Origin of the sequence: Arcobacter sp. CECT 8985, from assembly GCF_004116495.1 — a bacterium.
Lineage (GTDB): Bacteria > Campylobacterota > Campylobacteria > Campylobacterales > Arcobacteraceae > Malaciobacter.
Window position 1 is genome coordinate 61,987 of sequence record NZ_PDKC01000004.1, and the last position, 26,861, is coordinate 88,847.

25 protein-coding genes and 5 tRNA genes are annotated in these 26,861 nt (G+C 27.5%); 5 read left to right on the top strand and 25 right to left on the bottom strand.

The annotated features are described in order from the left end of the window. Nucleotides 1-29: 29 nt before the first annotated feature. Nucleotides 30-368 (top strand): hypothetical protein, encoded by a 339-nt coding sequence (locus tag CRU93_RS03340; RefSeq protein ID WP_129102771.1) that lies wholly within the window; start codon nucleotides 30-32, stop codon nucleotides 366-368. A 9-nt stretch (nucleotides 369-377) separates the two neighbouring features. Then, complete coding sequence (locus CRU93_RS03345) at nucleotides 378-512, top strand: entericidin EcnAB (RefSeq protein ID WP_258238818.1); 135 nt, start codon at nucleotides 378-380, stop codon at nucleotides 510-512. Nucleotides 513-515: 3 nt separating this feature from the next. On the opposite strand, the gene CRU93_RS03350 is transcribed toward CRU93_RS03345, so the two are convergent. The 10 genes from CRU93_RS03350 to CRU93_RS03395 all read right to left on the bottom strand — a co-directional run bounded on the left by CRU93_RS03350 (nucleotide 516) and on the right by CRU93_RS03395 (nucleotide 6,590). Then, nucleotides 516-734 (bottom strand): hypothetical protein, encoded by a 219-nt coding sequence (locus CRU93_RS03350; protein WP_129102772.1) that lies wholly within the window; start codon nucleotides 732-734, stop codon nucleotides 516-518. Nucleotides 735-1,005: 271 nt separating this feature from the next. Beyond that, nucleotides 1,006-1,080: transfer RNA gene (locus CRU93_RS03355), tRNA-Gln, on the bottom strand. Nucleotides 1,081-1,083: 3 nt separating this feature from the next. Beyond that, nucleotides 1,084-1,160 (bottom strand) — tRNA-Thr (locus CRU93_RS03360). A 117-nt stretch (nucleotides 1,161-1,277) separates the two neighbouring features. Then, nucleotides 1,278-1,354, bottom strand: a tRNA-Met gene (locus CRU93_RS03365). A 100-nt stretch (nucleotides 1,355-1,454) separates the two neighbouring features. Continuing rightward, complete coding sequence (locus CRU93_RS03370; RefSeq protein ID WP_129102773.1) at nucleotides 1,455-2,546, bottom strand: ABC transporter permease; 1,092 nt, start codon at nucleotides 2,544-2,546, stop codon at nucleotides 1,455-1,457. Then, nucleotides 2,546-3,652 carry an ABC transporter permease gene (locus tag CRU93_RS03375; RefSeq protein ID WP_129102774.1) on the bottom strand — a complete coding sequence of 369 codons (1,107 nt, stop codon included), beginning with the start codon at nucleotides 3,650-3,652 and terminating at the stop codon, nucleotides 2,546-2,548. Before CRU93_RS03375 ends, CRU93_RS03370 begins: the two co-directional genes overlap by 1 nt. After that, nucleotides 3,645-5,339, bottom strand: a complete 1,695-nt coding sequence (locus CRU93_RS03380; protein ID WP_129102775.1) for an ATP-binding cassette domain-containing protein — start codon at nucleotides 5,337-5,339, stop codon at nucleotides 3,645-3,647. The genes CRU93_RS03375 and CRU93_RS03380 overlap by 8 nt, the downstream gene beginning before the upstream one ends. Nucleotides 5,340-5,345: 6 nt before the next feature. Further along, nucleotides 5,346-6,314, bottom strand: coding sequence for an HlyD family efflux transporter periplasmic adaptor subunit (locus CRU93_RS03385; protein ID WP_129102776.1), 969 nt, complete (start codon nucleotides 6,312-6,314; stop codon nucleotides 5,346-5,348). A gap of 115 nt (nucleotides 6,315-6,429) precedes the next feature. After that, nucleotides 6,430-6,506: transfer RNA gene (locus CRU93_RS03390), tRNA-Met, on the bottom strand. Nucleotides 6,507-6,515: 9 nt separating this feature from the next. Next, nucleotides 6,516-6,590, bottom strand: a tRNA-Gln gene (locus CRU93_RS03395). A 123-nt stretch (nucleotides 6,591-6,713) separates the two neighbouring features. On the opposite strand from CRU93_RS03395, the gene CRU93_RS03400 reads away from it, so the two are divergent. Further along, nucleotides 6,714-7,745 carry a bifunctional 3,4-dihydroxy-2-butanone 4-phosphate synthase/GTP cyclohydrolase II gene (locus tag CRU93_RS03400; RefSeq protein WP_129102777.1) on the top strand — a complete coding sequence of 344 codons (1,032 nt, stop codon included), beginning with the start codon at nucleotides 6,714-6,716 and terminating at the stop codon, nucleotides 7,743-7,745. Between the two features lie 35 nt (nucleotides 7,746-7,780). Here the strand turns inward: CRU93_RS03400 and pckA are convergent, their stop codons facing one another. From pckA to CRU93_RS03420, 4 genes are read right to left on the bottom strand one after another with little or no spacing between them, the layout of a single operon-like run. Continuing rightward, complete coding sequence (gene pckA / locus CRU93_RS03405) at nucleotides 7,781-9,361, bottom strand: phosphoenolpyruvate carboxykinase (ATP) (protein ID WP_129102778.1); 1,581 nt, start codon at nucleotides 9,359-9,361, stop codon at nucleotides 7,781-7,783. A gap of 33 nt (nucleotides 9,362-9,394) precedes the next feature. Beyond that, the gene (locus tag CRU93_RS03410) at nucleotides 9,395-10,726 is read right to left on the bottom strand and encodes a sodium ion-translocating decarboxylase subunit beta (RefSeq protein ID WP_129102779.1); all 1,332 of its coding nucleotides are present in this window, start codon (nucleotides 10,724-10,726) and stop codon (nucleotides 9,395-9,397) included. 14 nt (nucleotides 10,727-10,740) lie between these two features. Beyond that, a complete protein-coding gene (locus CRU93_RS03415) occupies nucleotides 10,741-12,576 on the bottom strand; it encodes a biotin/lipoyl-containing protein (protein WP_129102780.1) in 1,836 nt (611 codons plus the stop codon). Between the two features lie 5 nt (nucleotides 12,577-12,581). Further along, entirely contained in the window at nucleotides 12,582-12,818 is a 237-nt protein-coding gene (locus CRU93_RS03420; RefSeq protein WP_258238819.1) for an OadG family protein, read from the bottom strand. Nucleotides 12,819-13,161: 343 nt separating this feature from the next. Here CRU93_RS03420 and CRU93_RS03425 point away from each other — a divergent pair, with 343 nt between their 5' ends. Next, nucleotides 13,162-13,818: a S24 family peptidase gene (locus tag CRU93_RS03425; RefSeq protein WP_129102782.1), complete on the top strand. Its 657-nt coding sequence runs from the start codon at nucleotides 13,162-13,164 to the stop codon at nucleotides 13,816-13,818. Here CRU93_RS03425 and CRU93_RS03430 read toward each other — a convergent pair. From CRU93_RS03430 to mobB, 5 genes are read right to left on the bottom strand one after another with little or no spacing between them, the layout of a single operon-like run. Further along, nucleotides 13,815-14,807, bottom strand: coding sequence for a peptidoglycan synthetase (locus CRU93_RS03430; RefSeq protein WP_129102783.1), 993 nt, complete (start codon nucleotides 14,805-14,807; stop codon nucleotides 13,815-13,817). The genes CRU93_RS03425 and CRU93_RS03430 overlap by 4 nt on opposite strands. Further along, a complete protein-coding gene (metG, locus tag CRU93_RS03435) occupies nucleotides 14,807-16,750 on the bottom strand; it encodes a methionine--tRNA ligase (protein WP_129102784.1) in 1,944 nt (647 codons plus the stop codon). The genes CRU93_RS03430 and metG overlap by 1 nt, the downstream gene beginning before the upstream one ends. Before the next feature lie 14 nt (nucleotides 16,751-16,764). Beyond that, nucleotides 16,765-16,977 (bottom strand): hypothetical protein, encoded by a 213-nt coding sequence (locus CRU93_RS03440; RefSeq protein ID WP_129102785.1) that lies wholly within the window; start codon nucleotides 16,975-16,977, stop codon nucleotides 16,765-16,767. After that, nucleotides 16,964-17,812, bottom strand: coding sequence for a class 1 fructose-bisphosphatase (locus CRU93_RS03445; protein WP_129102786.1), 849 nt, complete (start codon nucleotides 17,810-17,812; stop codon nucleotides 16,964-16,966). Before CRU93_RS03445 ends, CRU93_RS03440 begins: the two co-directional genes overlap by 14 nt. Before the next feature lie 2 nt (nucleotides 17,813-17,814). Then, a complete protein-coding gene (gene mobB, locus CRU93_RS03450; protein ID WP_129102823.1) occupies nucleotides 17,815-18,309 on the bottom strand; it encodes a molybdopterin-guanine dinucleotide biosynthesis protein B in 495 nt (164 codons plus the stop codon). A 91-nt stretch (nucleotides 18,310-18,400) separates the two neighbouring features. Between mobB and CRU93_RS03455 the strand changes: the two genes are divergently transcribed. Next, nucleotides 18,401-18,967: a hypothetical protein gene (locus tag CRU93_RS03455; RefSeq protein ID WP_129102787.1), complete on the top strand. Its 567-nt coding sequence runs from the start codon at nucleotides 18,401-18,403 to the stop codon at nucleotides 18,965-18,967. Here CRU93_RS03455 and CRU93_RS03460 read toward each other — a convergent pair. The 6 genes from CRU93_RS03460 to bamA all read right to left on the bottom strand — a co-directional run bounded on the left by CRU93_RS03460 (nucleotide 18,942) and on the right by bamA (nucleotide 26,801). Further along, the gene (locus CRU93_RS03460; protein ID WP_129102788.1) at nucleotides 18,942-20,606 is read right to left on the bottom strand and encodes a lytic transglycosylase domain-containing protein; all 1,665 of its coding nucleotides are present in this window, start codon (nucleotides 20,604-20,606) and stop codon (nucleotides 18,942-18,944) included. The genes CRU93_RS03455 and CRU93_RS03460 overlap by 26 nt on opposite strands. Before the next feature lie 4 nt (nucleotides 20,607-20,610). Then, nucleotides 20,611-20,892, bottom strand: coding sequence for a YggT family protein (locus tag CRU93_RS03465; RefSeq protein WP_129102789.1), 282 nt, complete (start codon nucleotides 20,890-20,892; stop codon nucleotides 20,611-20,613). Beyond that, nucleotides 20,886-22,172: a glutamate--tRNA ligase gene (gltX, locus tag CRU93_RS03470; RefSeq protein ID WP_129102790.1), complete on the bottom strand. Its 1,287-nt coding sequence runs from the start codon at nucleotides 22,170-22,172 to the stop codon at nucleotides 20,886-20,888. The genes CRU93_RS03465 and gltX overlap by 7 nt, the downstream gene beginning before the upstream one ends. A gap of 1 nt (nucleotide 22,173) precedes the next feature. Then, nucleotides 22,174-23,412, bottom strand: a complete 1,239-nt coding sequence (locus CRU93_RS03475; RefSeq protein WP_258238820.1) for a pitrilysin family protein — start codon at nucleotides 23,410-23,412, stop codon at nucleotides 22,174-22,176. A gap of 69 nt (nucleotides 23,413-23,481) precedes the next feature. Next, nucleotides 23,482-24,549, bottom strand: a complete 1,068-nt coding sequence (locus CRU93_RS03480) for a dehypoxanthine futalosine cyclase (RefSeq protein WP_129102792.1) — start codon at nucleotides 24,547-24,549, stop codon at nucleotides 23,482-23,484. After that, complete coding sequence (bamA, locus tag CRU93_RS03485) at nucleotides 24,549-26,801, bottom strand: outer membrane protein assembly factor BamA (RefSeq protein WP_129102793.1); 2,253 nt, start codon at nucleotides 26,799-26,801, stop codon at nucleotides 24,549-24,551. Before bamA ends, CRU93_RS03480 begins: the two co-directional genes overlap by 1 nt. Nucleotides 26,802-26,861 lie beyond the last annotated feature (60 nt).

Below are 26,861 nucleotides of genomic sequence, written 5' to 3' on the forward strand. Positions count from 1 at the left end.
TCTCTTCTTTTTAGTTTTTAGGAGATAGTTTGCAAAAATCATTTCTACTACTTGGACTACTTATAGTTCTTTTTACTGGTTGTGAAGAGAAAAAAAATAAAATAAATAGATATTTACAAAATTGGACTGGTGTTAATGGCGTTTTAGAAGTTTATGCTGGAGATAAATTAGTTAGAAGATTTATAAAAATAGATAAACTTTCAACTGCTGTGGGAACTGAAGAAAAAACTAGTAGACCATATAGATATGGTTATGGAGTGTTAGATTTAAATAAGAATTTCAAAGTGGATAATAATGAGAAAAAAGTCTATTTTGAATTTAGTGATTATTCAACAAATTATGTTTTCTTTGAAAACCCATATAAATAGGAGAAGATCGTGAAAAAGAATATTTTATTTGTATTAACAATACTTTTTATTTTTAGTGGATGTGCGACATGGAAAGGGATAAAAAAAGATAGTAATGATGCATGGAAAGCTACAAAAGGAGCAATTCACGAAGCAACTGAGTAATAATTATAAAGAATAGTTATTTATCTCTTTAGCTATTCTTTTTTTTATTGATACTAATGAAGACTCTACTATTTCATCTTTATCTTCTTTTGAAATATAGTTTATATAATTAATAGTTTGTTTTATTAAATCTTTTATCTCTTGATCTGTTGAATAGTAGCTAACTACTAAATGTTCACCTAAATGTGAGACAATGTTATTTTTTATTTCTTTTGTAATCATTTTTTTATCCCCCAATAAAATTATTATTAGTAATTATACTTAAACATGGTAATAGAAAAGTATCATTTTTACATCATAGGAATAATAATATGAAGGTTATTTGTTTGTTGTTGGATGTTACAAATTTATAAAGGAGAACAATATTATTCCTAAGATGAATGATGAAATAAAATTAATAATTGTTTGTATTTGTTATTAAAAAATTATGAATATCTTTTTGATTATTTTATTTCATCTACGCAATATATAAAAAATTGCTGTCAAAGATGAGTGGATGGGGTAGCAGGATTCGAACCTGCGAATGACGATACCAAAAACCGTTGCCTTACCACTTGGCGATACCCCAAAATGGAGCTGGTGAAGGGATTTGAACCCCCGACCTGCTGATTACAAATCAGCTGCTCTAGCCAACTGAGCTACACCAGCCCTAGAAAAAGTTATCTCAACTTTTTAGTGGGCGAAATTATAACTTTTTTATCTTAAATAAAAATTAAAAATATAGCATTTTTAAAAATATCAATAAAAAGAAATAATTTGATTATATGGTGTCAAGAGAGAGACTTGAACTCTCGACCTCCGGCTTATGAGACCAGCGCTCTAGCCAGCTGAGCTACCTTGACACCTGACAATTTATAATATAAATTGTAGAAAGTCATGTAAAATTTTACATGGCTGGAATAATACTGTTTATAATATTAAAGTTAGTTTAATTTTTATCTATTATGTAACTTTTTTTCTAAAAAAATATCCTGCAATAAATAAAGTTATAACTCCATATAAAAGCATTGGCCAAATCAATGAAATTGCAATTTGAAAACTCATATCTTTTAGAAATATTCCTTTTAATAAAATAAGAAAATATTTTAAAGATACAAAATCAGTAAATGGTATTAACCATTGAGGCATATTTTCAACAGGTGTTGCAAAACCAGACATTAAAACTGATGGAACAAGTAAAACAAAAGCACCTAGAATTCCTTGTTGTTGAGTTGATGAGATAGATGAGATAAATAATCCAAATCCAACTATAGAAAAAAGAAAAGAAAACATACTAAAATATAAAAGAAACAATGAACCTTTAAAAGGTACACCAAAAAATGTAATTGCAGCAATAAAAATTAGTGTTGCTTCAAGTATACTAATTATCATAGGTGGTATAATTTTACCTATAATTAAAATTGCTGGAGGTATTGGAGATATTAATGTTTGTTCAAAGGTACCTAATTCTCTCTCCCTTGCAACACTTAATGATGTAAGAATTATTGCAACTATCATAGATAATAAACCCACTAAATTAGGTAAAATCCACCAAAAATTATCTAAGTTAGGGTTATACCAATTTCTAACAATTATGGAGTCAATATTTGATTTGATATTTGTAAAGTCTTTTGATATTGCACTTACGATATATCCATTTGTAATTTGTGCGCTGTTTGATTTTCTACCGTCTGCTATAATTTGTATGGATGCTTTATTATTTGTAAATATATCTTTTTCAAAATTTTGAGGAATATATATAGTTGCTGTAACTTTTTGAGAATCTATTAAAGAAGTTAATTGTTTTTCGCTTTTCAACCTAATTATATTTGTAAATCTATTACTATATTTTAAATTTCTAATTATATTTTTGCTATGAACTGAGTTGTCTCTATCTAATACTCCAATTGATATATTTTTAACTTCTAAAGTAACTGCAAAAGAGAATAAAATTAATTGCAGTAAAGGAGGGGAGATTATTACTATTCTTGAACGTTTGTCACTCCATATTGCTAAAAACTCTTTTTTTATTAATACAATTAATTGATACAACATTATTCAATCTTCTTTCTTGTAATTTTAATAATAACAACAAACATTAAAATACCTAAAATTCCCATATATAAAAGATTTGGTAAGATAACTTCATATATATTTCCACTTAAAAATAGTGTTTGAAGGATGGGAATAAAATATTTTGCAGGTATTATTGTTGTTACTAGTTGAAGCCAACTTGGCATACTACTAATTTGAAAAATAAAACCAGATAATAACATTGCAGGTAAAAAACCTACAATAAGTGCAACTTGTGCAGCCACAAACTGATTTTTTGATAAGGTTGATATTAATAAACCTAATGCAAGTGAAGGTAATAAATAAACAGAAGATGTGATAAAAAGTAAAAAATAAGAACCTCTAAAAGGTATCTTAAACCAAACAAGTGTAATGAAAACACAAATTACCATTGAAAATAGTGCTAAAATAAAATAAGGAAGTACTTTTCCTGCAATTAACTCAAAAGATGTGACAGGTGTAGACATTATTGCTTCCATAGTACCTCTTTCCCACTCTCTTGCAATAACAAGTGCAGTTAGTAAAGTTCCAATTAAAGTAAGAATAATTGCAATAGAACCAGGAAGTAAAAAATAACTACTTAATAAAGGTGCATTAAACCAATATCTACTTTCAACATTTATTTTATTTTTTAATTTTATATTCTCTTGTAATAACCAATTATTCCATAGACTATATCCATATTTGTATACATATCCTGCAATACTAGGTTCCGTTCCATCAGTTATAAATTGAATCTTTGGTTTATTATTTTCTATATCTTTTGAAAATGTTGAAGGAATAACTATAATTGCTTTTATTTGTCCCTTTTGTATCATTTTATTAGCTGTATTTCTATTTGTATCAATATTTTTTATTTTAAAACTTGGAGATACTTTGAAACTATTTACTAAACTTTGAGTATATTTTGATGATTTTTCTACAACTACGCCAATTGGAATATTTTTTGAGTCAAGAGATATTGCATAACCCATTAAAAATAGTAAGATTAAAGGTAGTATAAATGCAATAATTATAGAACTAGGATCTCTTATTATTTGAATACTTTCTTTTATAAATAAAGCACTTAATCTTTTAATATTAAGCATCTTCATTCCTTTTTATTATTTCAATAAAAGCATCTTCCATTGTTGCATTATCTCCAATTTGTTTAATCAAATTATGAGGAGTATCTAATGCAATTGCTTTTCCTTTATAAATTAAAGCAATTCGATCGCAATACTCAGCTTCATCCATAAAATGTGTTGTAACCATAATTGTCATGCCTTTTTTTACCATTGCATAAATATGATTCCAAAACTCTCTTCTTGTAATTGGGTCAATTCCAGAGGTTGGCTCATCTAAAAATAGTACTGCTGGGTTATGCATTACTGCACAAGCTAATGCTAATCTTTGTTTGAATCCTAAAGGAAGATCTTTTGCTGGATATTTTAAATATTTTTTTAATTCAAATATATCTATCATACTTTGAATTTTTTCTTTTTTCTCATTAGCTTTTAATCCATAAATCCCTGCAAAAAACCTCATGTTTTCTATTACTGAGATATCTCCGTATAAAGCAAACTTTTGTGACATATAACCAATCTTTTGTCTTGCTTTAAAAGATGATTTTTCTAAATTCAAACCTAGAACTTTTGCTTCTCCACTAGAAGGATGCATTAATCCACATAACATTTTAAATGTAGTAGATTTTCCTGCACCATTTGGACCTAAAAAACCAAATATTTCTCCTTGTTTAATTTTAAAATTTACGCTATTTGTTGCAGTAAAATCTCCAAACTTTTTTGTAAGGTTAATTGCTTCAATTAAATTATCATATGTTTTAGGTAGTTTTTGTAATTCTTTTGATAAAGGGGAGTCTGAATTAAAATTTCCTCCTAATATATTCATAAAACCATCTTCAAAATTTGGCTCAATAGATTCATATTTTGATTTTTTTGCATTTATAGACTCTAAGTTAGGTAAAAGATCTTTTTTATCACAAATAACTTTAATATTATCACCTTGTATAACACCATCTTTTATTTCATCATATTTTAAAGCAAGTCTTAAAGTCTCTCTTTTGTTAATAAAAGGTCCTGTAATTTTAAAGACTTTATTTTTCATTTCATTAATTAATTTTTGTGGTTTACCATTAAATAAAATATTTCCTTCATTTAAAAGAATTACTTCATCACATAATTGAGCTTCATCCAAATATGCAGTACTCCACACAACACCTACGTCATCTTCAATTAATTTTTGTACAATTGACCATAACTCTTTTCTTGAAATTGGATCAACTCCCACTCCAGGTTCATCTAGTAGTAAAAGTTTTGGTTTTTTAATTAATGCACAAGCAAGTCCAAGCTTTTGTTTCATTCCTCCGGATAAATTTTTTGCAAGAAAAGATGTAAAATTTTTTAAATTAGTAAAATCTAATAATTCATCAATTCTTGAAGAAATATTTTTTTTAGGAATTTCTTGTAATTTTGCATACAACGATAAATTTTCAAGCACACTTAAATCTTCATATAAGCCAAACTTTTGAGGCATATATCCAATAAGCTTTTGTATTTCATGCGAAAAAGAGGGTAGGTCATATCCTAATACTTTTATATTACCAGAAGAATTATCTAATAATCCAGTCATTAACCTAATAAGCGTTGTTTTCCCTGCACCATCAGGTCCAACAATACCTGTAATCTTATTTTCTTTGATTTTTATATTAATATTCTTTAGTGCTGTAACATTATCAAATTTTTTAGTTAAATTTTGAGTCTCTACTAATGACATAAAATTTTACTCATTTATATTATCAAATTTTATAGTTACTGGCATTCCTTGTCTTATTTTATCATCATAATCATTTAGAATAAGTCTAAATCTATATACCAAATCAGTACGTAAATCTTCAGTTTGAACACTTTTAGGAGTAAATTCTGCAACTGCAGAAATAAAGCTAACTGTTGCATGATATTTTTTATTTGAGCTATCAGTATAAACAGTTGCTTTCATTCCTGGCTTAATTTTTCCAAGATACTTTTCAGACATATAACTTCTAATCCAATACTCATCACTTTTTGCTAATTGTATAACAGGAGTAGAAGCATTAACTATTGAACCTTCCTCATGAATTCTTGTTAATATTGTTCCATTTGTTGGAGCTTTTAAAATTGTATCATTAAGGTTTATTTGTTTTATTTGTTTTTGAGCTTTTAAAGATTGTAATTTTGCACTTGCAGTATCAATATCTTCTTTTCTATATCCATTTTTTAGTAAATTATAGCTACTTTTTGCATAGTCATACAGTGCTTTTGCATTATCATATACAAGTTTAATATCATCATATTTTTGTTGAGAAATTGATTTTTTTTGTAAAAGTTTTGTATTTCTTTCTAAATCAATTTTCGCTTTTTTCATTGCAACTTTTCTTTGTGCTAAAGTTGCTTTTGCTTTATTAATATCTTCTTTTCTATAGCCATTTTTTAATTTTATGACATTAGATTCTTGTGCTTTAATTTGTGCAGATATATTATTTAAATTTTGTTTATATAAAGAGTCATCTAAAACTGCAAGAACTTGACCCTTCTTTACAACATTACCTTCATCGAAAAATATTTTTTCAATTTTTCCACTAACCCTAAAGCCTAATGATACAGTTCGTACATCAACATTTCCGTAAAATTTGTTTTCTTGTTTATCTTTTGTACATCCATTAAAAATTAAGATAATTGAAAAAAAAGTAGTAATATATAATAAGTTTTTCATTTAAAACTCCAATAAGTAATAGAATTAATTATACTACTAAAATCTTATTATTAAATTATAATCTAAATATATTTGCAGAGTTAAAAAAAATAATTGGGGTAGTTTGATATCTGATTGGTTGCGGAAGATAGATTTGAACTATCGACCTTCGGGTTATGAGCCCGACGAGCTACCTGACTGCTCTATTCCGCGATATAAAAGTGGATGGGGTAGCAGGATTCGAACCTGCGAATGACGATACCAAAAACCGTTGCCTTACCACTTGGCGATACCCCAACGTTTAAGTGCCGAAATTATAGTGTAAATAATATTATTTGTCAAGAGTAGATTTGGCTTTTTTTACATATTTTTTGATATAATTTTATATATACTAAAAAATTAAACAATAAAGAGAATGACATGTCAGCAATAAAAAGAGTAGAAGAGGCAATAGAAGAGATAAGAAAAGGCAACATGGTTATCATGTTAGATGATGAAGATAGAGAAAACGAAGGTGATTTAGTTTATGCTGCGGCTTTAAGTACACCAGATAAAGTTAATTTTATGGCATCAAATGCAAAAGGTTTAATTTGTGTATCTGTAACAAAAGAGACTGCAAATAAACTTAATTTAAATCCGATGGTTGAATCAAATACATCATCATATGAAACAGCTTTTACAGTTTCTGTTGATGCAGTAGATGCTGCTACAGGAATTAGTGCAGGAGAAAGAGATAGCACTATTAAAATATTAGCGAATCCTGTATCAAAAGCAGAACAATTAGTAAGACCAGGTCATATTTTTCCATTAATTGCAAAAGATGGAGGTGTATTAGTAAGAACTGGACATACAGAAGGAAGTGTTGATTTATGTAAATTAGCTGGATTTAATGGTGAAGCTGTTATCTGTGAAATTATGAAAGATGATGGGACAATGGCAAGAAGAGATGATTTAGATATCTTCTCTAAAAAACATAAATTAAAACAAATTTATATTTCTGATTTGGTTGAATATAGACTTTCTCATGAAAAATTAGTAGAAGAAGTTTCAACTACACAAACTAACTTTTTTGATTCAAATGTAATAAAAAAAGATTTTAAAGATCACTTAGGAAATATTCATACAGCAATTATTTTTAAAGAATTAGCAGATATTAGTCATGTTAAATTTCATACAGTAATTCCAGATATTGAATTATTTATGAATAGCAATAAAATTAGCTCAATGCTTAAAACAATTAATTTTTTAGAATCAAAAGGTGGAATATTAGTATTTTTAAGTGATGGAAAAGCTAGTAAACAATCACAAAAAGATTATGGTATTGGAGCACAAATACTAAATTGTTTAAATGTTAAAAAAGTTAAACTAATGACTAGTGGTGGTAAACATTCATTTGTTGGTTTACAAGGATTTGGATTAGAGATAAAAGAAGAGATTCAAATTGAAGGGTAGAGGAGTTTAAATAGAAGGTTTGAACCTTCTATTTATTATATTTGTGGACCTGCTGTTGTAAAATCAAATTCACTTTCAAGCGTTAAATATTTTTTGAAATTTTCTATATACATACCAGCTAGTTTTGTAGCCATTTCATCGTATGCTTCTTTATCTTCCCATGTATTTCTAGGATTCAATACTTCAGTATCTACACCATCTAAAGTTTTAGGAATAGATAAATTAAAATAAGGTAATACTTCAAAATCTGAATTATTAATAGAACCATCTAAAATTGCATTAATACAAGCTCTTGTATTTTTGATACTCATTCTAGAACCAACACCGTAAGGACCACCAGTCCATCCAGTATTAACTAAGAATACATTTACATTATGTTTATCAATTTTTTCGCCTAGAAGTTCAGCATAAACTGTAGGGTTTAATGGTAAGAATGCTTCACCAAAACAAGAAGAGAAAGTTGCAACAGGTTCAGTTATTCCTCTTTCTGTTCCTGCTACTTTTGCAGTATAACCACTTAAGAAATAGTACATTGCTTGATCTCTAGTAAGTTTTGCAACCGGTGGTAAAACACCAAATGCATCAGCACATAAGAATATGATATTTGATGGATGCCCACCACTCATTGTTTTTGCATGATTTTCAATATGATCAATAGGATATGATACTCTAGTATTCTCAGTTTTACTAGAATCTTTATAATCAACTACTCCATTTTCATCAGCAATTACATTTTCTAATATTGCACCTTTTTTGATTGCATTATATATTTCTGGTTCAGAGTCTTTATCAAGATTAATAACTTTAGCATAACAACCACCTTCAAAGTTGAATATACCATTATCATCCCAACCATGTTCATCATCACCAATTAAAGCTCTATTTGGATCAGTTGATAGTGTAGTTTTACCAGTACCACTTAATCCAAAGAATAGGGCAGTATCTCCATCTTTACCAATATTTGCAGAACAATGCATCGATAATTTACCTTCTAGTGGAAGCCAATAATTCATCATTGAAAAAACACCTTTTTTCATCTCACCAGCATACCAAGTTCCACCAATTATGGCACAATTTTCTTCTACATTAAATACAACATAAACTTCTGAATGTAAACCATGACTTACATAAGATTTATCAATTGTTTTACAAGAGTTATAAATAGTAAATTCAGGTTTAAAGTTATCTATTTCTTCTTGAGTTTGTGGAACAATAAACATATTTTGAATAAAATGTGCTTGCCACGCAACCTCAGTGATAAATCTCACAGATTTTCTACTATCTAAACTAGCACCACAATAAACGTCAGTAACGTATAAATCTTTATTACTTAATTGTTTTTTTGAATTATCTAATAGATCTTCGTAAACATCTTTTGTAACTGGTTGATTAATCTCACCCCAAGAAATATATTTATTTGAAGGATCTTGATTAACAAAAAATTTATCTTTTGGACTCCTACCAGTAAATATACCAGTATCAATCATTAGTGCACCAGTTGAAGAAACTTTGGCACCTTCATTATTTACTGCATGAGTAATTAATGTGTCAACATCTAGATTTCTGTACACTTTTCCTACGTTTTCAAGTCCAAGTGAATTTTTAATTTCAGGCATTTTTTATACTCTTTCCTACTATTATTTATTTTATTATTTAAAAATTGATAAAAGTACACCAGCTGCAACCGCCGAACCGATTACACCAGCAACATTTGGTCCCATTGCATGCATTAATAAAATATTTGATGGATCTTCTTTTTGTCCTACTTTACTAACTACTCTTGCTGCCATTGGTACAGCAGATACTCCAGCTGCTCCAATTAATGGGTTAATTTGATTATCTTTTGGACTAAACTTATTCATGATTTTAGCCATTATAAGCCCTGCTGCAGTTCCCACTGCAAAAGCTACTAATCCAATTACCATTATTCCCATAGTTTCCATAACTAAAAATTGTTCCGCTGCTAGTTTAGAACCAACACCTAGTCCTAAAAAAATTGTAACTATGTTAATTAATGAATTTTGCATTGTATCAGAAAGTCTCTCAACAACTCCTGATTCTTTTGCAAAATTACCGAAACATAATGCACCAATTAAAGGAGAAGCATCTGGTAAAATCAGTAAAGTTAATACTAAAACAACTAAAGGGAAAACAATTTTTTCTAATTTAGAAACTTTTCTCATTGAAGTCATTTTAATTTTTCTTTCACTATCAGTTGTTAATGCTTTCATAATCGGAGGTTGAATTACTGGTACTAAAGCCATATAAGAATATGCAGCAACAGCAATTGCCCCAAGTAATTCAGGTGCTAAAGCAGAAGCAATAAATATTGATGTAGGACCATCAGCTCCACCGATAATTGAAATTGCAGCTGATTGTTGTAATGTAAAGTCAATTCCTGGAACAAATTGAGAAAGTACTACTGCTCCAACTAATGAACCAAAAATACCAAATTGTGCAGCACCACCAAGTAGAGCTGTTTTAGGATTTGCTAATAATGGACCAAAGTCAGTCATTGCTCCTACACCCATAAAAATCAATAACGGGAAAAATTCATTTGCAATACCCATATCATATATAATACCAAGCATCCCATGAGGACCTGCAATATTTGCAATAGGTATATTGGCTAAGATACCACCAAATCCTATAGGTAAAAGAAGTAAAGGCTCAAAACCTTTTTTGATTGCTAAATAAAATAGTACAAAGCAGATAATTATCATAATAACTCTACCACCACTTTGTGCAAAAATACTCATTGTATGACCATGTGAATCTTTTACACCATCTTTTGGGTTTACTATTGCATTTAGACCTGTTGTTTTATAAAAAGATTGAATAAGATCTGTTAAAGTTCTTGCTTCATAACTTTTTTGTTCAACTTTATTTGTAACTTCATTAGTGCTAGTATTTGCAGATGCATTAACACTGCAAATACTCATAAGAAGAACAAATAGTGAAATAATTAAACTTTTCTTCATTATTACTCCATTTTTTAGCTAATAATAGCTAAAGATTGTCCTTCGTCAACTGCTTGATTTTGAGAAACCAATACTTTTGAAACTGTTCCTGCCATTGGTGCATTAATATCAATTTCCATTTTCATAGCTTCTAAGATCATAATTTTTTGATCTTTTTCAACTTTATCACCTTCTTTTACTAATACTTTCCAAACAACACCATTTACTGCTGCAGGAACTTCTTCACCAGAAGCAGAATTAGTAGCTGAAGTAGTTGGTGCAACAGTTTCAGCTTTATTTTCAGTTGAAGATACAGGTGTAATTTGAATATCAGCATCACCTTCTGCTACAGTTACATTGAATTTTTGTCCATCAACTACTACAGTATAATTACCAGTTGCATTATTCATATTTTTATTTTCTCCCTTTTCACATACTTTGTCATTTTCACAAACGTCTTTTTTTGTAGATTTTCTAATATTTAAAGGACCATCGCCTTTTAAGAAAGTAATACCTTTTTCATCACAAGCTGCAGCAATAAAGATATTTTCTTCTGAAGTTTCTAAACCTTCTTCTTTCAATCTATTTTCCCAGAATGCCATAGTCTTTCGCTCATCTCTATCAGCAATATCTAAAGGATTTTCTGAAGTTGGTTCTAATTTTAATTTTTCTGAAGCTAATTTAACTACTTCTGGATCTGGTTCAGTGGGAGTCTTTCCAAAATAACCTAATACCATTTTACCATATCCTGGAGCAATTTGTTTCCATGGACCAAACATTACATTAGCATATGCTTGTTGCCAATAAAATTGTGAAACAGGAGTTACAGAAGTACCATAACCACCTTTTTCAACTACTTCTCTCATAGCTTTTATAACTTCTGGAAATTTGTCCAATGTCCCATTATCTCTCATCATTTGAGTATTTGCAGTTAATGCTCCACCTGGCATTGGTGAAAAAGGAATTAAAGGAGAAACTTGTGTTGCTTCAGGTGGAATAAAATATTCACTTAAGCAATCATTTAAAACTTCTTGATATTTTAATATTTTTTCTAAATCAAGACCACCTAAGTCATAATTTTTCCCTTTTACTGCATGAAGCATTGTAAGGATATCTGGTTGAGAAGTACCACCACTAACAGGGCTTGAAGCTAAATCAAGACCATCTGCTCCGGCTTCTAAAGCTGCTAAATAACATGCAATTGATACACCTGCAGTTTCATGAGTATGAAGTCTTATGTGAGTATCATCACCTACTAGTTTTCTTGCCATTTTGATTGTTTCATATATTTTTTGAGGGGAACTAGTTCCTGATGCGTCTTTAAAACAAATTGAATCATATGCAATACCGCTATCAAGAATATTTCTTAAAGTTTTTTCATAAAAAGGCACATCATGCGCTCCAACACAACCTGGAGGTAAATCCATTAATGTTACAACAACTTCATGATTTAATCCATATTTTTTAATACATTCTGCAGAATATTCAAGGTTTTGAACATCATTTAAAGCATCAAAATTTCTAATTGTAGAAACACTATGTTTTGCAAACATTTTTGCATGCATATCAACAAGTTCTCTTGAACCTGTATCTAACATCACAGTGTTTATTCCTCTTGCAAGTGTTTGTAGATTTGCATCTGGGCCAACGATCTCCCTGAACTTGTCCATCATTTCAAATGCATTTTCTCTTAAATAAAAGAACAGAGATTGAAATCTTGCTCCTCCACCAAACTCAAAATGAGTTATACCAGCATCTTTCGCAGCTTCAACAGCTGGAAAGAAATCTTCCATTAGAACTCTACCACCAAAGACAGATTGAAATCCATCTCTAAAAGTAGTATCCATGACATCAATGTATTTCTTCGCCATATAAATTAACCTTTGAGATTTTTGTGATGTTGAACTGCAGCTATAATAGCAGCTACTTTAGTAGAATCTGAAGTAGCAGTTGCTTGAGGTGCTTGCGGTTTACTAAGGGGCTGTTTTTCCTTTGCAGGAAAATATTTACTTATAAAGGTCGCTTGACCCTTAAGCACAAAAATCATAATAATTAAAAATGAGAAAACAACTCCCATTCCTAATACCATAAATTTCAATGCTTCTATTATCATATTATGTTCCATATTACTCTCCGTGGTTACCACTGTAATTTGTAAGTACAATTTTATATTAAACTACCTTTATTAAAATTTATAAATAGCCACATTTCATAGAAACTTTTAGATTTTCTTATACTTTTTATCTATTATAAAATTTTTTCTCCAAATTTATATATTATAATGTCAACTTTATTTATAAATTCTATTACAAAACTACTAATATTAAAAACTTTTTCTCCCATTTTATGTTCCTTTTGTATAAATATTTCAAAATTATAATATTTTTATTCAAATTTATTGAAAAATATTTCAAATTGTAATATAATTACTTTAAGTTACAATTTTAGGAGTTTTTATGCTTTTTGTTAATGAAATTATTGAAAAATTGAAAGATGTAATTAGTGCAGATGGTAAATCTGGCAAGGTTTTTGATAAAGATGTTGCTACACAATTGGAGCTTTCACAAGCAAATTTTGCAACTATGAAGAATAGGGGGAAGATTCCTTTTCAAAATATATTAGATTTTTGTGCAAAAAAGAAAATATCTATTAACTGGTTACTTTACAATCAAAATCCAAATTCATTACTAGATTCTACAGATAAATATTGGATAAAATACTACCCTGATATTAGGGTTAGTGCTGGTGGTGGTGCCTATGAAGATAGTGATAGTTCACATGAAATTGAAGTACCTGAGTATTTTATAACTATGCTAGGAGGAAAAGAGAATCTAAAAAATATTGATGCTATCAATGTAATTGGAGATTCTATGGAACCAACATTAAATTCTGGAAATATTATATTTTTAGATAAAACAAAAAAAGATATAAAAAGAGAGGGGATTTTTGCATTTACTACAGTACATGGACTTTTTGTAAAAAGAATTCAACAAAGAGTAGATGGGAATCTTGATATAATATCTGATAATAAAGATTACCCTAAACAAACTCTTAGTAATAAAGAAATAAATTTATTAGGAAAAGTTGTAGGTTCTTTTGGAATGGTTTATTAAAATAATAAAGTAGTTTGCATATCTTTAGAATCTAACAATTGAGTTAATTCATCATAATTATATCCAATTAAATATGCTGCATTAAAATTGTTAGATTTTAAAAAATCTTTTATTTCTTCTTCTTTTTTAATTATATTTTGTTTTGCATAAAAATTATTTAGTTCATTCTTACATAAAAATATTATCTTACCATGTCTAAAATTAAGTTTTAAATATGAAATTTCATTTTCTATAAGTTCTAAATTATTCTGTAAAATTAAAAATTTATTGCTTTTTCCAAATTCTACTTGATTTATAAATTTATCTACAAAAATTGGTTTTAATAATTCACAATTTTTTAACTTTGTAAAATCTAATTCATCATCCAAAAAATTATATGCAGTTAAAAAATTTACTAAGTATATTTTAGGAACTCTAATTTTCTGAAAAAAAGTATCTTTATAGGTAAAAGAGCATTCAAAAATAGTATGTTGAATAATATTTTCAATATCATCTTTATTTATAGTTTTTATATTCTTATTTTGAGGATATAATTTATCCATTAATTTTTTATTTTTAAAAACTAAATTGTCTTCATTTTCAATATAATCTAGTATTTTCAGCGCTTCATCAATATTATCAATTAATTTTAAATCAACTCTAGTAATAGGTTTTAAATATTTTATATAATTAAATGTAACTTGATCACAAAAATGTGCGCTTAAATCATAATTTGATAAGTTAAATCGTAATAATTTAATCACCGCTTCATCTAAATCATCTACTTTTATCCAAGATATTTCAAAATCTGTAACTGTTATATAAGTATCAACTAAAATAGCAAATGCACCATTTTCTATTGCAAGAGAGATATCTTTAATATTTTTTGCAATAAAAAGGTCTCCCTCTTTAACTTTTTTTGCAGATTGTTTTATATTATAAATAAAAGAAACAGATGGAGAATTTAAAACTTCTCCATCTATAATATCAACAATAGATGAAATTTTCACTAGCTAATCTTAGTTCCAGAGATTTTTGTTTTTTCAGGTCTTACAAGGCATAAACCATTCTCATCTTTGGCTGCTAAAAGCATACCTTCACTTAACATTCCCATTAGTTTTGCTGGTTTTAAGTTTGCTACTACACAAGCTTGAGTTCCAATTAAATCAATAGGAGAATAAAATTCTTTTATTCCTGCTAGTATTTGTCTATTTTTATCTTCTCCTAAATCAACTTGAAGTTTTAATAATTTTTTAGATTTTGGTACTTCTTCCGCTTCTACAATTGTTCCAACTTTTATTGTAGTTTCAAAGAACTTATCAATTGTAATTAAATTATCAGGTTCTTCTTGTTTATCACTTTTTTTCTCACTCTCTGCTTTATCTTTTTTTGTTTCAGGAGCTTGTTCAATAAGTGGTTCTTCAACTCTTGGGAATAATTGATCAACTTTTGTAATTGTTACATCATTTAATAACTCTTTATTTACAATTAATTTATTATAAAGTTCTGTATTAATATGTATTCCTAAAGAAGTTGCTATTTTTTCAATTTTTTCTGGCATAACAGGTTGTAAAAGAATTGAAACTTTTGCCATAATATTAGTAATTAAAGCAACAAGTGCCATTGCTTCTTCAGTTTTCCCTTCTTTCATTTTAGACCAAGGTTCATAATCACCAATTGCTTTATTTGCAATAGTAAGCACTTTCCATAAATCTTCTAAGAATCTGTTGATTTGCATATTAAAAATGAAGTCTTCAACATTTTCTAAAATTTTATTAACTTCATCAAGTTCCTTTTTATGAAACTTTTCTACATCTATAGAACTAACTTTAAAATCAAAATATTTTCCACTCATCCCAGAAATTCTATTTAATAAGTTTCCTAAATCATTTCCTAAATCTGAATTGATTCTATCAATTAATGCTTTTTGTGAAAAATCTCCATCTTGACCAAAAGGAACTTCTCTTAACATAAAATATCTAAACGCATCTAAACCATATGCATCTGCAACTTGTTTTGGATCTACAACATTACCTTTAGATTTAGACATTTTTTCACCATCTCTTGTCCACCAACCATGAGCTGCAATATGTTTTGGAAGAGGCAATTCTAAACTCATTAAAAATGCAGGCCAATAAATTGCATGAAATCTTAAAATATCTTTACCAACTAAATGAATACTTGCTGGCCAGAATTCAAATTTTTCTTCATTACTTCCATATCCAAGTGCTGAAATATAGTTAATTAATGCATCTAACCAAACATACATTACGTGTTTTGGTTCATTTATTGATTCAGGAAGTTTTACACCCCATTCAAAAGATGTTCTTGAAATAGATAAATCTCTTAAACCACTTTTCACAAAGTTTACTATCTCATTTTTCTTTGATCTTGGTAAAATACAATCTTCATTCTCTTCATACCATTTTAATAATTTATCTTCATAAGCAGATAGTTTAAAGAAAAAACTCTCTTCTTTTACAATTGACGTTGGTCTTCCACAATCTGGACAGAACTGCTCATCAATTAGCTGTTTTTCAGTAAAAAAAGTTTCACATGATACACAATAAAAACCTTCATATTCACCTTTATAAATATCACCTTTATTATACATTTTTTCGAATGCTTTTTGAGCACCTAATTTATGTTGTTCATCGGTAGTTCTAATAAATTTATCATATGAAATATCGAAATTATCCCATAATGCTCTAAATTTCCCAGAAACTTCATCTGCATACTCTTTTGGTGTTCTTCCTCTTGCTTCTGCACTTTGAGCAATTTTTTGTCCATGCTCATCTGTTCCTGTTAAAAAGTATGTATTATGTCCTGTAAGTCTTGAATATCTTGCAAGCATATCTGCGATAATAGTCGTATAAGCATGACCTATATGAGCTACGTCATTTACATAATAAATTGGTGTTGTGATATATACATTTTTACAAGTTTCTTCCATTTTTTACCTCTTAATTAAAATTCAAATCCACCGCCAGAGCCTTTATTCATTGACTCATAAACAGCTAAAATATATTTTTTTCTTAATTCACACTCAAAAAATAAAGAACAAGAAGAGCATGAATTTAGCTCTTTAGAAACTTGACATTGCTTTAACTCTTTTAAAGCTGCATCAAGTTTTAGTTCCCATTCGTCTATTACAATTTCGTTTGAATTATTTTCTTGCATTTTCTCTATAAACTTTTTTTACTCTATTAATTTCTTCATTTGATCCAAAAAAACATGGACTAGTATCATGAATATGTGTAGTTTGCACATCTAATACTCTATCAAAACCATCTATTGCTTGACCATTAGCTTTTTCATAAATATATGCAAAAGGAAATACTTCAAATAACTGTCTTAATTTACCTTTTGGTCTATCTGTAGTTCCAGGATAAGAAAAAAGTCCTCCACCTTTTAATAAAATTTGGTGTAAATCAGGAACCATTCCTCCTGAATATCTTAATCTATAACCATCTTGGAAAATATCATCAATAAGTTTTTTATGATAAGAAGCCCAACAATTTTGAGTTGAACCAGGTGCATTTAGTTTACCTTTTTCATTTAACTTAATATCTTGCATAAATTTAAATTCATTATTTATTAATCTATACATTTTTACATCACTTGTAGCAATTACTAATTCTACTCTAGGACCATAAACTACATATACTGAAGCAACAATATTTTTACCATTAAAATCATTTTCATAAATTCCAAAAATCGAACCAACAGATAAATTTACATCTGCCAATGAAGAACCATCTAAAGGATCATAAGCTATTAAATATTTACCATCTTCATGTAAAGGAACTATTGCTTCTTGTTCTTCACTTACAATAGCTTTGATTGTAGGTACATTTTTAAAAATATTTTCAATTATCTCATCACTTGCAATATCAAGTTTTAATTGAGTATCACCTGTAGAATTTGAATGTGTACTTTTACCTGTATCACCTGTTTCTATTAAATTTTTTATTTCAATTGCAGATTTTTTAATTGCATCAAAAATTTCTGTCATAATTATACTCTCTTTGAATTTTTTTCAATCCAGTCAATAATTTCTTCTGGATTATTTAAATCAAGTTTATCGATATCTTTTGGGATATCATTACTATTTATAGAGTTATCAAAAGCTATTGCATTTGTAACATCAAAATATGATTCATCTAAAGAATTTCTAAAAATTGATATTCTTGGAAGAGGAAGGGTCTTTAAACCTTCAACTAACAAATAGTCAAATTCTCCAAAAAGATTAATCATTTCATCAATGGATGAATCATTTTGTTTAAATAAAGTTGTTCTACTAGGTGAAACAACTGCTACATCAGCACCTGTTAGTGTAAATTTATCACTATCTTTACCTGGAGTATCAAATCTAGCTTTATCTTTAGGGTCATGTTTTATAATACAAACTTTATTCCCTTTATCTTGCAAAATATTAGAAACTTTAACTATTAAAGTAGTTTTTCCACTATTTGAAGGACCAGAAAAAGCTACTACTCTTTTTTTAAAAATTTTTTTTATCATAGGCAGGATTTTATCCAAATGATGGTTAAAGTATCTTTAGTGTAAAATATAAGTAAATTAATTTGGAGATAAAAGAATAATGAAAAAAATCTTTTTAGCTATTTCATGTGCATCCGCACTATTTTTCAGTGGTTGCGTTAAAAACCATGCACTAACTAACTTTGAGGATACTCAATTAAATGTTAATGCTTTACAATATACAAAGAAAACAGATTTAGTTGTTAATAATGAACCAAAAATACAATTATTTGCTACTTATTTAAATCCCGTACATAAAAATTTTGATAAAGGAATTGAAACTTTTATTGTTGGAATATATTTTGTAAATAAAAAAGAACAAGATTTGAGAAAGTATGAATATAAAGTAATGTTAAATGGTGAAAAACCATTAGCAAAACCATATATTCTTTCGCCAAAGTCATTACTTGTTAAATCTTTACCAATGAAAAATCCTTGGGGTAATTATTACATATTTCACTTCCCAAAACAAAAAGGGTATGATTTAAAATTACAATTAGTTGATAATATTGGTATTGAAAAAACTAATAGTTTGAAAAACAGTTTAGAAGATCAAGATATTAAAGATAAAAAAGAAGAAAAAATTGATAAAGGTGAGCATATTATTCAATTAGATTTTCAAAAATAGAAGATAGTTTAAAACTACTCTTCTTATTTAAATGTTTTAAATATATATAATAATTTGCTAAAACTTTTTTACCATACTCTCTTGTCTCATTATAAGAGATTAATTCCATACTCATAAATGGCTCAAAAAAACCTTTTTTTGTAAATAAACCTAGTTTTTTTAATGATAAAAAATAGCCATAACCACCATTATAAGAATATGCAATGAATAATGGGTTATCAAGTTTTTTTTCTAAATTATCCAAATGATAATTAGCATATTTTAAATTAGTTTTTGCATCGAATTGATCAAATATTGAGTAATTATCTTTCAATTGTTTTGCAATATATTTACTTAAAAAAGGCATAATTTGCATTACACCTTGTGCATAAGAAACAGAAAGAGAAGAGGGGATAAATCTACTCTCTTGTCTACCTAAAGCATAAACAAGTGCTTGTCTTTTTGTTGAGTATTCTTTTAAATAACTTTTATATGGTGTTAAATAATAATTATCTTTATAATGGTTATATTTATTTAAAACATAAGCTAAAAATGGCTTTGTTTTTTCATCTGTAAAAATAGTTTTATAATAATTAATCTTTGTATCATCTAAATTATTATCTCTTAAAACTTTTAACCAAGAAAAAGGATCACTTGTATTAAATAATGAAGGTTCATTTTGTTGTAACGAAATATCATATTTAATATTTGTATCTATTTTTTTATTTAATAACTCTTTTGCATACAATGAATATAAATCAATATATGTTGAATTTGAAAGTTTATTTAAATATTGTTTATCATACGTAATAAGATATTTCCAAAATAAGATTTTATTTTTTATAGAATTACTATATGCTTTTTTATCTGCATTATCTAAATAGAATAGGGCCGTTTTAAAATCATTATTTTTCAATTCATTTAATGCTAAATAAAAAGAAGTATCAGAACTTAAATTTGTATCATCAATATTTAAAAAAGATTTACTAAGTAGATCTAGTTTTGGATTTGTAATGGAATATTTAATTAATTGTTCAAATCTTTTATCATTCTTTATTTTTTCCATAGTACTTTTAGGTAGTTTATAATTTAAATAATCAATTCTAAAACTATTTCCTACACTTAAATATATTTCATAAAAATTATCAACTGAAGTTGATATAACTCTTGTGAAAGGTATTGAAGATGAAATAATCTTTAATTGTTGAGCAAAGTTAGGATATTTGTCTTGAACTAACTGTACTGCTTGATTTAATTGTGTTTGAGATAATTTTGTTGCACCATATAAACTAAGACCAACTTTAACACAATCATCATAAGTAGAAATCAACTCTTTTGCACTTGCTCTCATACATTGAGCCACTGCTAATGTTTCATCATCTTTAAATTTTTTTGCAAATTCAAAAAATATTTTTCTATTAACATAATTAACCATACTTAACGCAGTTAAAGCTTGATTTGGTGTAATATCAGATTTTAAATATTGGAGTATATAAAAATCTTTTGTGATGGATTTTGGTTTATCTTTTAACCAATTAAGAGTAACTTGAAAATCTTCTTTTGTATTAAGAATAGAAGAGTTTTCTTTGTTCATAATTAAACTATTTGCATTAGCAAAAAGTGTAGTTGTTAAAACTATTGAACAAAGTACTCTTCTCATGATATTACATCATTCCCATAAATAATTTATTTAAAAAAGTCTCTAGAAAAATTAAAATAAATATTAAAATAACAGGTGCTAAATCCATTCCTCCAAATACTGTTGGAATAAATCTTCTAACTAATGCATATGCTGGTTCTGTTAATCTATATAACATTTGAACAATTGGATTATAAGGATCAGGTCTAACCCAAGACAAAATTGCAGAAATAATGATAACCCATTTATAAAGGAAAATTATTCCTAATACCACTGTAAAAAATGAACTTAATAATGCATTTAACATTTAACTATTTCTCCTATATAATTTTTAATTAGTGGATAGATCTCTTTTAAATCTGGTCCACTATTTTGTCCTGTTAATACATACTTTAATGGACTAGATAAAGACTCATCTTTCAAGTTTGTATTTTTAGTAATATATTCTTTTAAATCATCAAAATTATCAATAAAAGGGGCATTTTGCAAACATGTTATAATATCTTTAGTCTCATTTTCAAAACCTTTACAAGTTAATTTTTTAGAGAAAATTAAATCAATTTTTTCTTTAATCTCTTTTAATGTAAATGATTCTTCTAAATATAATTTACCAAGTTTACCAATATCTGTATCAGCAAAACCAAGAAGTTTTGATAATCTTAATTCATCTATTAAAGCTAAATGTTTTCTATTTATAATTTTTAGTTTATCAATGTCAAATTTTATTGTATTAGTAGAAATATTTTTTATTTCAAACCACTCAATAGCCTCTTCTAAAGTAAAAATTTCAGTTGGCGTTTTATTGCCTAATAAAACTAAATAGTTTGCAATTGCCACAGGTAAAAAACCTTGTTCAATTAGACATTGCACAGAGTTTTCTTCATTATCTAGATTTGTATTTAATATATTTGGCAAATGAATATAATCAATTTGTTTATCATAGCCCAACGATTGTCTAATATAAATCTGTCTAGCAGTATTAGAAATATCATTTTCATTTCTAACAATAAGTGAAATATCTTGTATCATATCATCAATAGCACATGCATAATCATTTAGTGGGGTTTTATCATGATTTAAAATGATAAAAGAATCAAGATCTAAAGCAGAATAATCAAAGTTACCTTTTAATAAATCTGTAAATTTAATATTAGATTCTGGTTTTTTTATTCTTACTGTAAAAGGAGCATTTACTTCCAAAATAGTTTCATTTGAAAGTTTTTCACAAAAACCATCATATTTATATGGCTTACCTTCTTGATTTGCTTTTTTTTCTAATTCTTCTAATTTTTCATCACTACAAAAACAAGCAAATGCTTTTTTTTGTGCCATTAATTGCATTGTTAATTTTTGATGATATTTTAAATTGTCACTTTGATATAAAACATTTGAATAATCAATAGAAAAAAGATTTAATATCTCCAAATTCTGTTTATCTAAACCTTCTATATTTTTATTTTTATCTGCATCTTCAATTCTAATTAAAAGTTTTTCATTTAATTTTTTAGCCATAATAAAATTAAATAAAACAACTCTTAAATCCTCTATTTGCATTTTTTTAGATTGACTTAGTGCAACTCTTAACAATTTATTTCCTTACAATTGAAAATGATAGATTTATTATCTCTTTATGAGCTTTAATGTATTTATTTAAATCTTCCAATTTTAAATTTTGTATTTTTTCTAACTCTTTTTTAGGATAATCTTGATCTAATCCTTTATAATAAAGATTAAAAGCTCGGCCTAATCTTTGAGCTAAAGTTTCTGTTCTTAAAGGTTCACTTCCTAATAAAAAACTTTTTGCAGAGTCTAATTCCTCTTTAGTAACTCCTTTTTCTACAAAATTATCTACAATTTTTGAAACTAATTTTTTAGCCTCTTTTGCACTTTCAAGTTTTGTTTGTAAATAACCTGTAAAATAAGAGTGTGATTTATTAATAGAAACATATCCATATGCACTATAAGCTAAACCTCTTTTAACTCTAATCTCTTCCATTAATCTTGAGCCAAAACCTGAACCACCTAGGATAAATGAAGCAACTTTTGCCATATAATTATCTTTGTCTTTAGGTATTGCATTAAACTTACTACCAAAATAAATATAAGCTTGTTGCGTATCTTTTATTAATTCTTTAGTTGTAGGTTTTGCCGTTATATTAAAGCTTTTAAGTTCTTTTTTTTCTCCAGTTTTAAGAGATTTTAATGACTCTTTTATTTTTTTAGAAAGCTCATCATACTCAATATCTCCTCCAGCAACAATTATCAAGTTCGATAAGTTAAAAGTATTTGATATGAAATTCTTCACATCATCTAATTTTATTTTAGAAATTGATTCTATAGTACCACTTGAAGGTTTTTCTAAAGGGGTATCTTTAAATAAAATTTCTTTTAACTGATTTCTTGCTACATAATCATAATCATTTTGTTTTCTTTTTAACAAACCAATTTGAATAGTTTTGATTTTCTCAATTATACTTTTATCATAATTTGGATCTTTTAATAGATCACTTAAATAATTAAATGCTTTATCATTTACCTCTTTTAAAGATGATAATTCAATTACAAAAGTTTCAAAACCTGATGTTGCATTTAAAGATATTGCATTACTTTCTAGTTTTGAAGCAAATTTAGTAGAACCAAGTTTTTTCGTACCTTCATTTAATAGTTTTGCTGAAAAAGAAGCAATACCATTTAATTTTTTATCTTGTATTGAACCTGAGTTTTGAAATACTAGTTGCATATTTAAAATAGGCAAACTAGTCTGTTTTTCAAAAATTACAGGAACTTCAATATTATTAATATTTATATGTTTAATTTGTGCACCCATTAAAATCCCTTGCAAACTAAATAGTGTAATAACACATTTAAATAGTTTTTTTGCTTTCATAGTATTGTTTTAATACCTCTTTATTATCTCGTAAGCTGTATTTCTTTTTGCAGGATTTTCTCCCACATCTCTAATTAAAGCTATCATCTCATCTTGATTCATACAATTACTAGCACCTGCTGCTGCTACAACATTTTCTTCCATCATTGTACTTCCAAGATCATTTGCTCCAAATTTAAGAGCTAACTGTCCAATATATGAACCTTGTGTAACCCACGAACTTTGAATATTTGGAAAGTTATCTAAAAATAGTCTTGATACAGCTAATAATCTTAGGTATCTATTAGATGATTGTGGTTTTAAATCAGGAATTTCTTCTTTTAATTTTGTATTATCACTTTGAAAAGACCACATAATAAATGCTCTAAAACCACCAGTTTCATCTTGTAACTTTCTTATTCTATTCCAATGTTCAATTATCTCTTCATCTGTCTCAACTGTTCCAAACATCATTGTTGCAGTCGTCTTCATTCCTATTGAGTGTGCAAGTTTATGTACTTCAATCCACTCATCAACATCAATTTTTTTAGGAGCAATAATATCTCTTACTTTATCACTTAATATTTCTGCACCAGCTCCAGGAATTGAACTTAAACCTTTTGCTTGAAGTCTTTTTAAAACTTCTAATTTTGATATTTTAGAAACTCTTGCTATATATGAAATTTCAATTGCTGAAAAACTATGAAGTGTTATTTGAGGAAATTTTGTATGAATATGTTCAACTAAATCTTCATAATAATCAATTTTAAGATTTGGATGAACTCCTCCTTGCATAAGTATTTGAGTTCCTCCAATAGCTAATAATTCTTCAATTTTTTCATCAATTTGTTCATATGATAAAACATATGCACCATCATCTCTTTTATGTCTGTAAAAAGCACAAAATTTACAGTCAACCCAACATACATTTGTATAATTAATATTTCTATCAACTACAAATGTAGTTATTTTATCTGGATGTAATTGTGCTTTTTTATCGCTTGCTAATTTTCCAAGTGTTGTTAAAGAAGCATTTTGAATTAAATCTAATGCTTCTTCACTGGATAATCTTTTGTCAATATTCATTGGTTTAACCATTAAAAACTACTTCCTAAAGAAAATTCAAATGATGATGTGTCATCACCTGATTCATCATCAATTGGTCGTGCGAATATTAATTGAAGTGGTCCTACAGGAGAAACCCATTCAAATAATGCACCTGTTGAAGATCTATTAATTTGACTAAAACTATCTTCACCTATCATACCATAATCATAAAATATTCCCCATCTCATTTTTGCACTTGCAACAAGAGGAAAACTCATTTCAACTGAGTTTGCAAATAATTTTTTATATGGATCTTCTCTTACTCCATCATCGTTATCTGGACCAAATGCATAAGACTTAAATCCTCTAAGTGATTTAGGTCCACCTAAATACAAAGAATCACCTTGATTTATTTGACCATTATCTATAATCATCTTTAAACTTGTTTTATATCTAAAAATCCAATCTAAATCAAAAGCATCTTCTAAAGAATAGAAATATTTAAAGTATGTACTTGATTTTAAATATCTAGAATCTCCACCAAGACCAGCAATTTCTAAAGAAGTTCCTGCTTTAATACCACTTCTTGGTAAATAAAAATCATCTGTATTATTAAAGTTTACATAAGGAGTAATTGAACTTGTTATGTAGTCTGTATCATCATAATACTCTTTTGAGGGATCTTTTTTGAAGTCATCATCATAATCATAACTTTCATCAATAAAGTCAAGTCTATATCTAGCTCCCGCATAAAAGTTTCTAAAGAACTCTTTACCTACACCAACAGAGAAACCTACTGCTTTTTTATCTAAATCATAGTTGTCTCTATCAATTTCAGTATCTTGATTGTGAATTTCAATATCCCCGTTATATTTACTATCATTTATAGCTGGATTTGTTAATTTAAACATAAAATCAGATTCTTTTGCAGAAAGTTCTGTTGATAATGATACTCCAAGACCAGAACCAAAGATATTATTATCATTAATTGCTGCATTTATCATCATTTTGTCATATGAACCATATCCACCACCTAAAATGATATTACCAGTTCTAGCTTCAACAACTTTAACTAAAAGATCCATTTTATCTTCTGATACCCTTTTTTGTTCTATTTGAACACTATCAAAATAACCTGTTCTTTTAAGTTTTGAAATTGAATCTTTATAATCTGTTAAACTAAATAAATCTGCAGGTGCTAAATATACATTTCTTCTAATAACTCTATCCAATGTTCTTGAGTTACCAGAAATTTTAACATCATTAATATATACTTTTTTACCAGGAATTACATTGAATACAACATCTGCTTTTGCATTCTTTTTATCTTTTTTTATGTCATATTTAACTTGTGCAAATGCATAACCTAAATCTGAAATTTTTGTTTTTATAAATTTAACATCATCTCTTAATTTAGAAATATTAAAAGTTCTACCTTTTTTTAGTTCCAATTCAGGGTATAAATCTTTTGATTTCAAAATAGATTCATCAACATATATTTTTATATTATTTGTAGTATATTGCTCACCTTCTTTTATAAAAAAATCAAGTCTTGCTTGATCTGAAGCAAAATCTACTTTTAAAAATGGATCTTTAACTTTTGCATCTAAATAACCATTTTGAAAATATAAATCATTGATTCTTGGTTTTTCATAATCTAACTGATCAAGTTTTAACTCACCATCATTTTGCCCAAACCACCAAGAAATAAAATCTTTTTCTTTATTTGCAGTTACATTTTCAAAATCACTAGAGTCCAAATTTTTTGCACCTACATAGTTAACTTTTTTGATAATTATCTCATCACCTTTATTAACGTTAAATACAACAGATACTGAACTTTGAGTTATAGGCTCAACATCAATTTCAACAATTGAGTTAATATAACCTTCTTTTTCTAATTGAGAAAGAATAACCTCTTTGGCTTTTTTAGCTCTTTGAGTAGAATACATACTACCTTTTTTAAGTCCCATTAAAGCTTTTAAACTGTCAATGTCTTCTTTTCTTGATTTATATCCATTAACTTCTAAATTTGCTATAGATGGTTTCTCTTTAAAAATGAATTGTAGTTTACCATTATTAGTTTTAACACTAATATCATCAAAGTAACCAAATTTATAAAACTCTTTAAGTGCTTTATTTACTTTATTGGCATCAAGCTCTTCACCTGGTTTTAAACCTAAAGTTTCATCTGCAATTTTTGATGAAATTCTTGTCAAATTAACATATTCAATTGAGTCGATTTGTTCCGCATGAAGTAGTGAAGCTAACGCTATTGATAGTAATGTAAGTCTTTTTTTCACATCAATCCTTAGTACATATATAATTAAAGCAACTAATATATCTAAATTAAGTTTATAGCA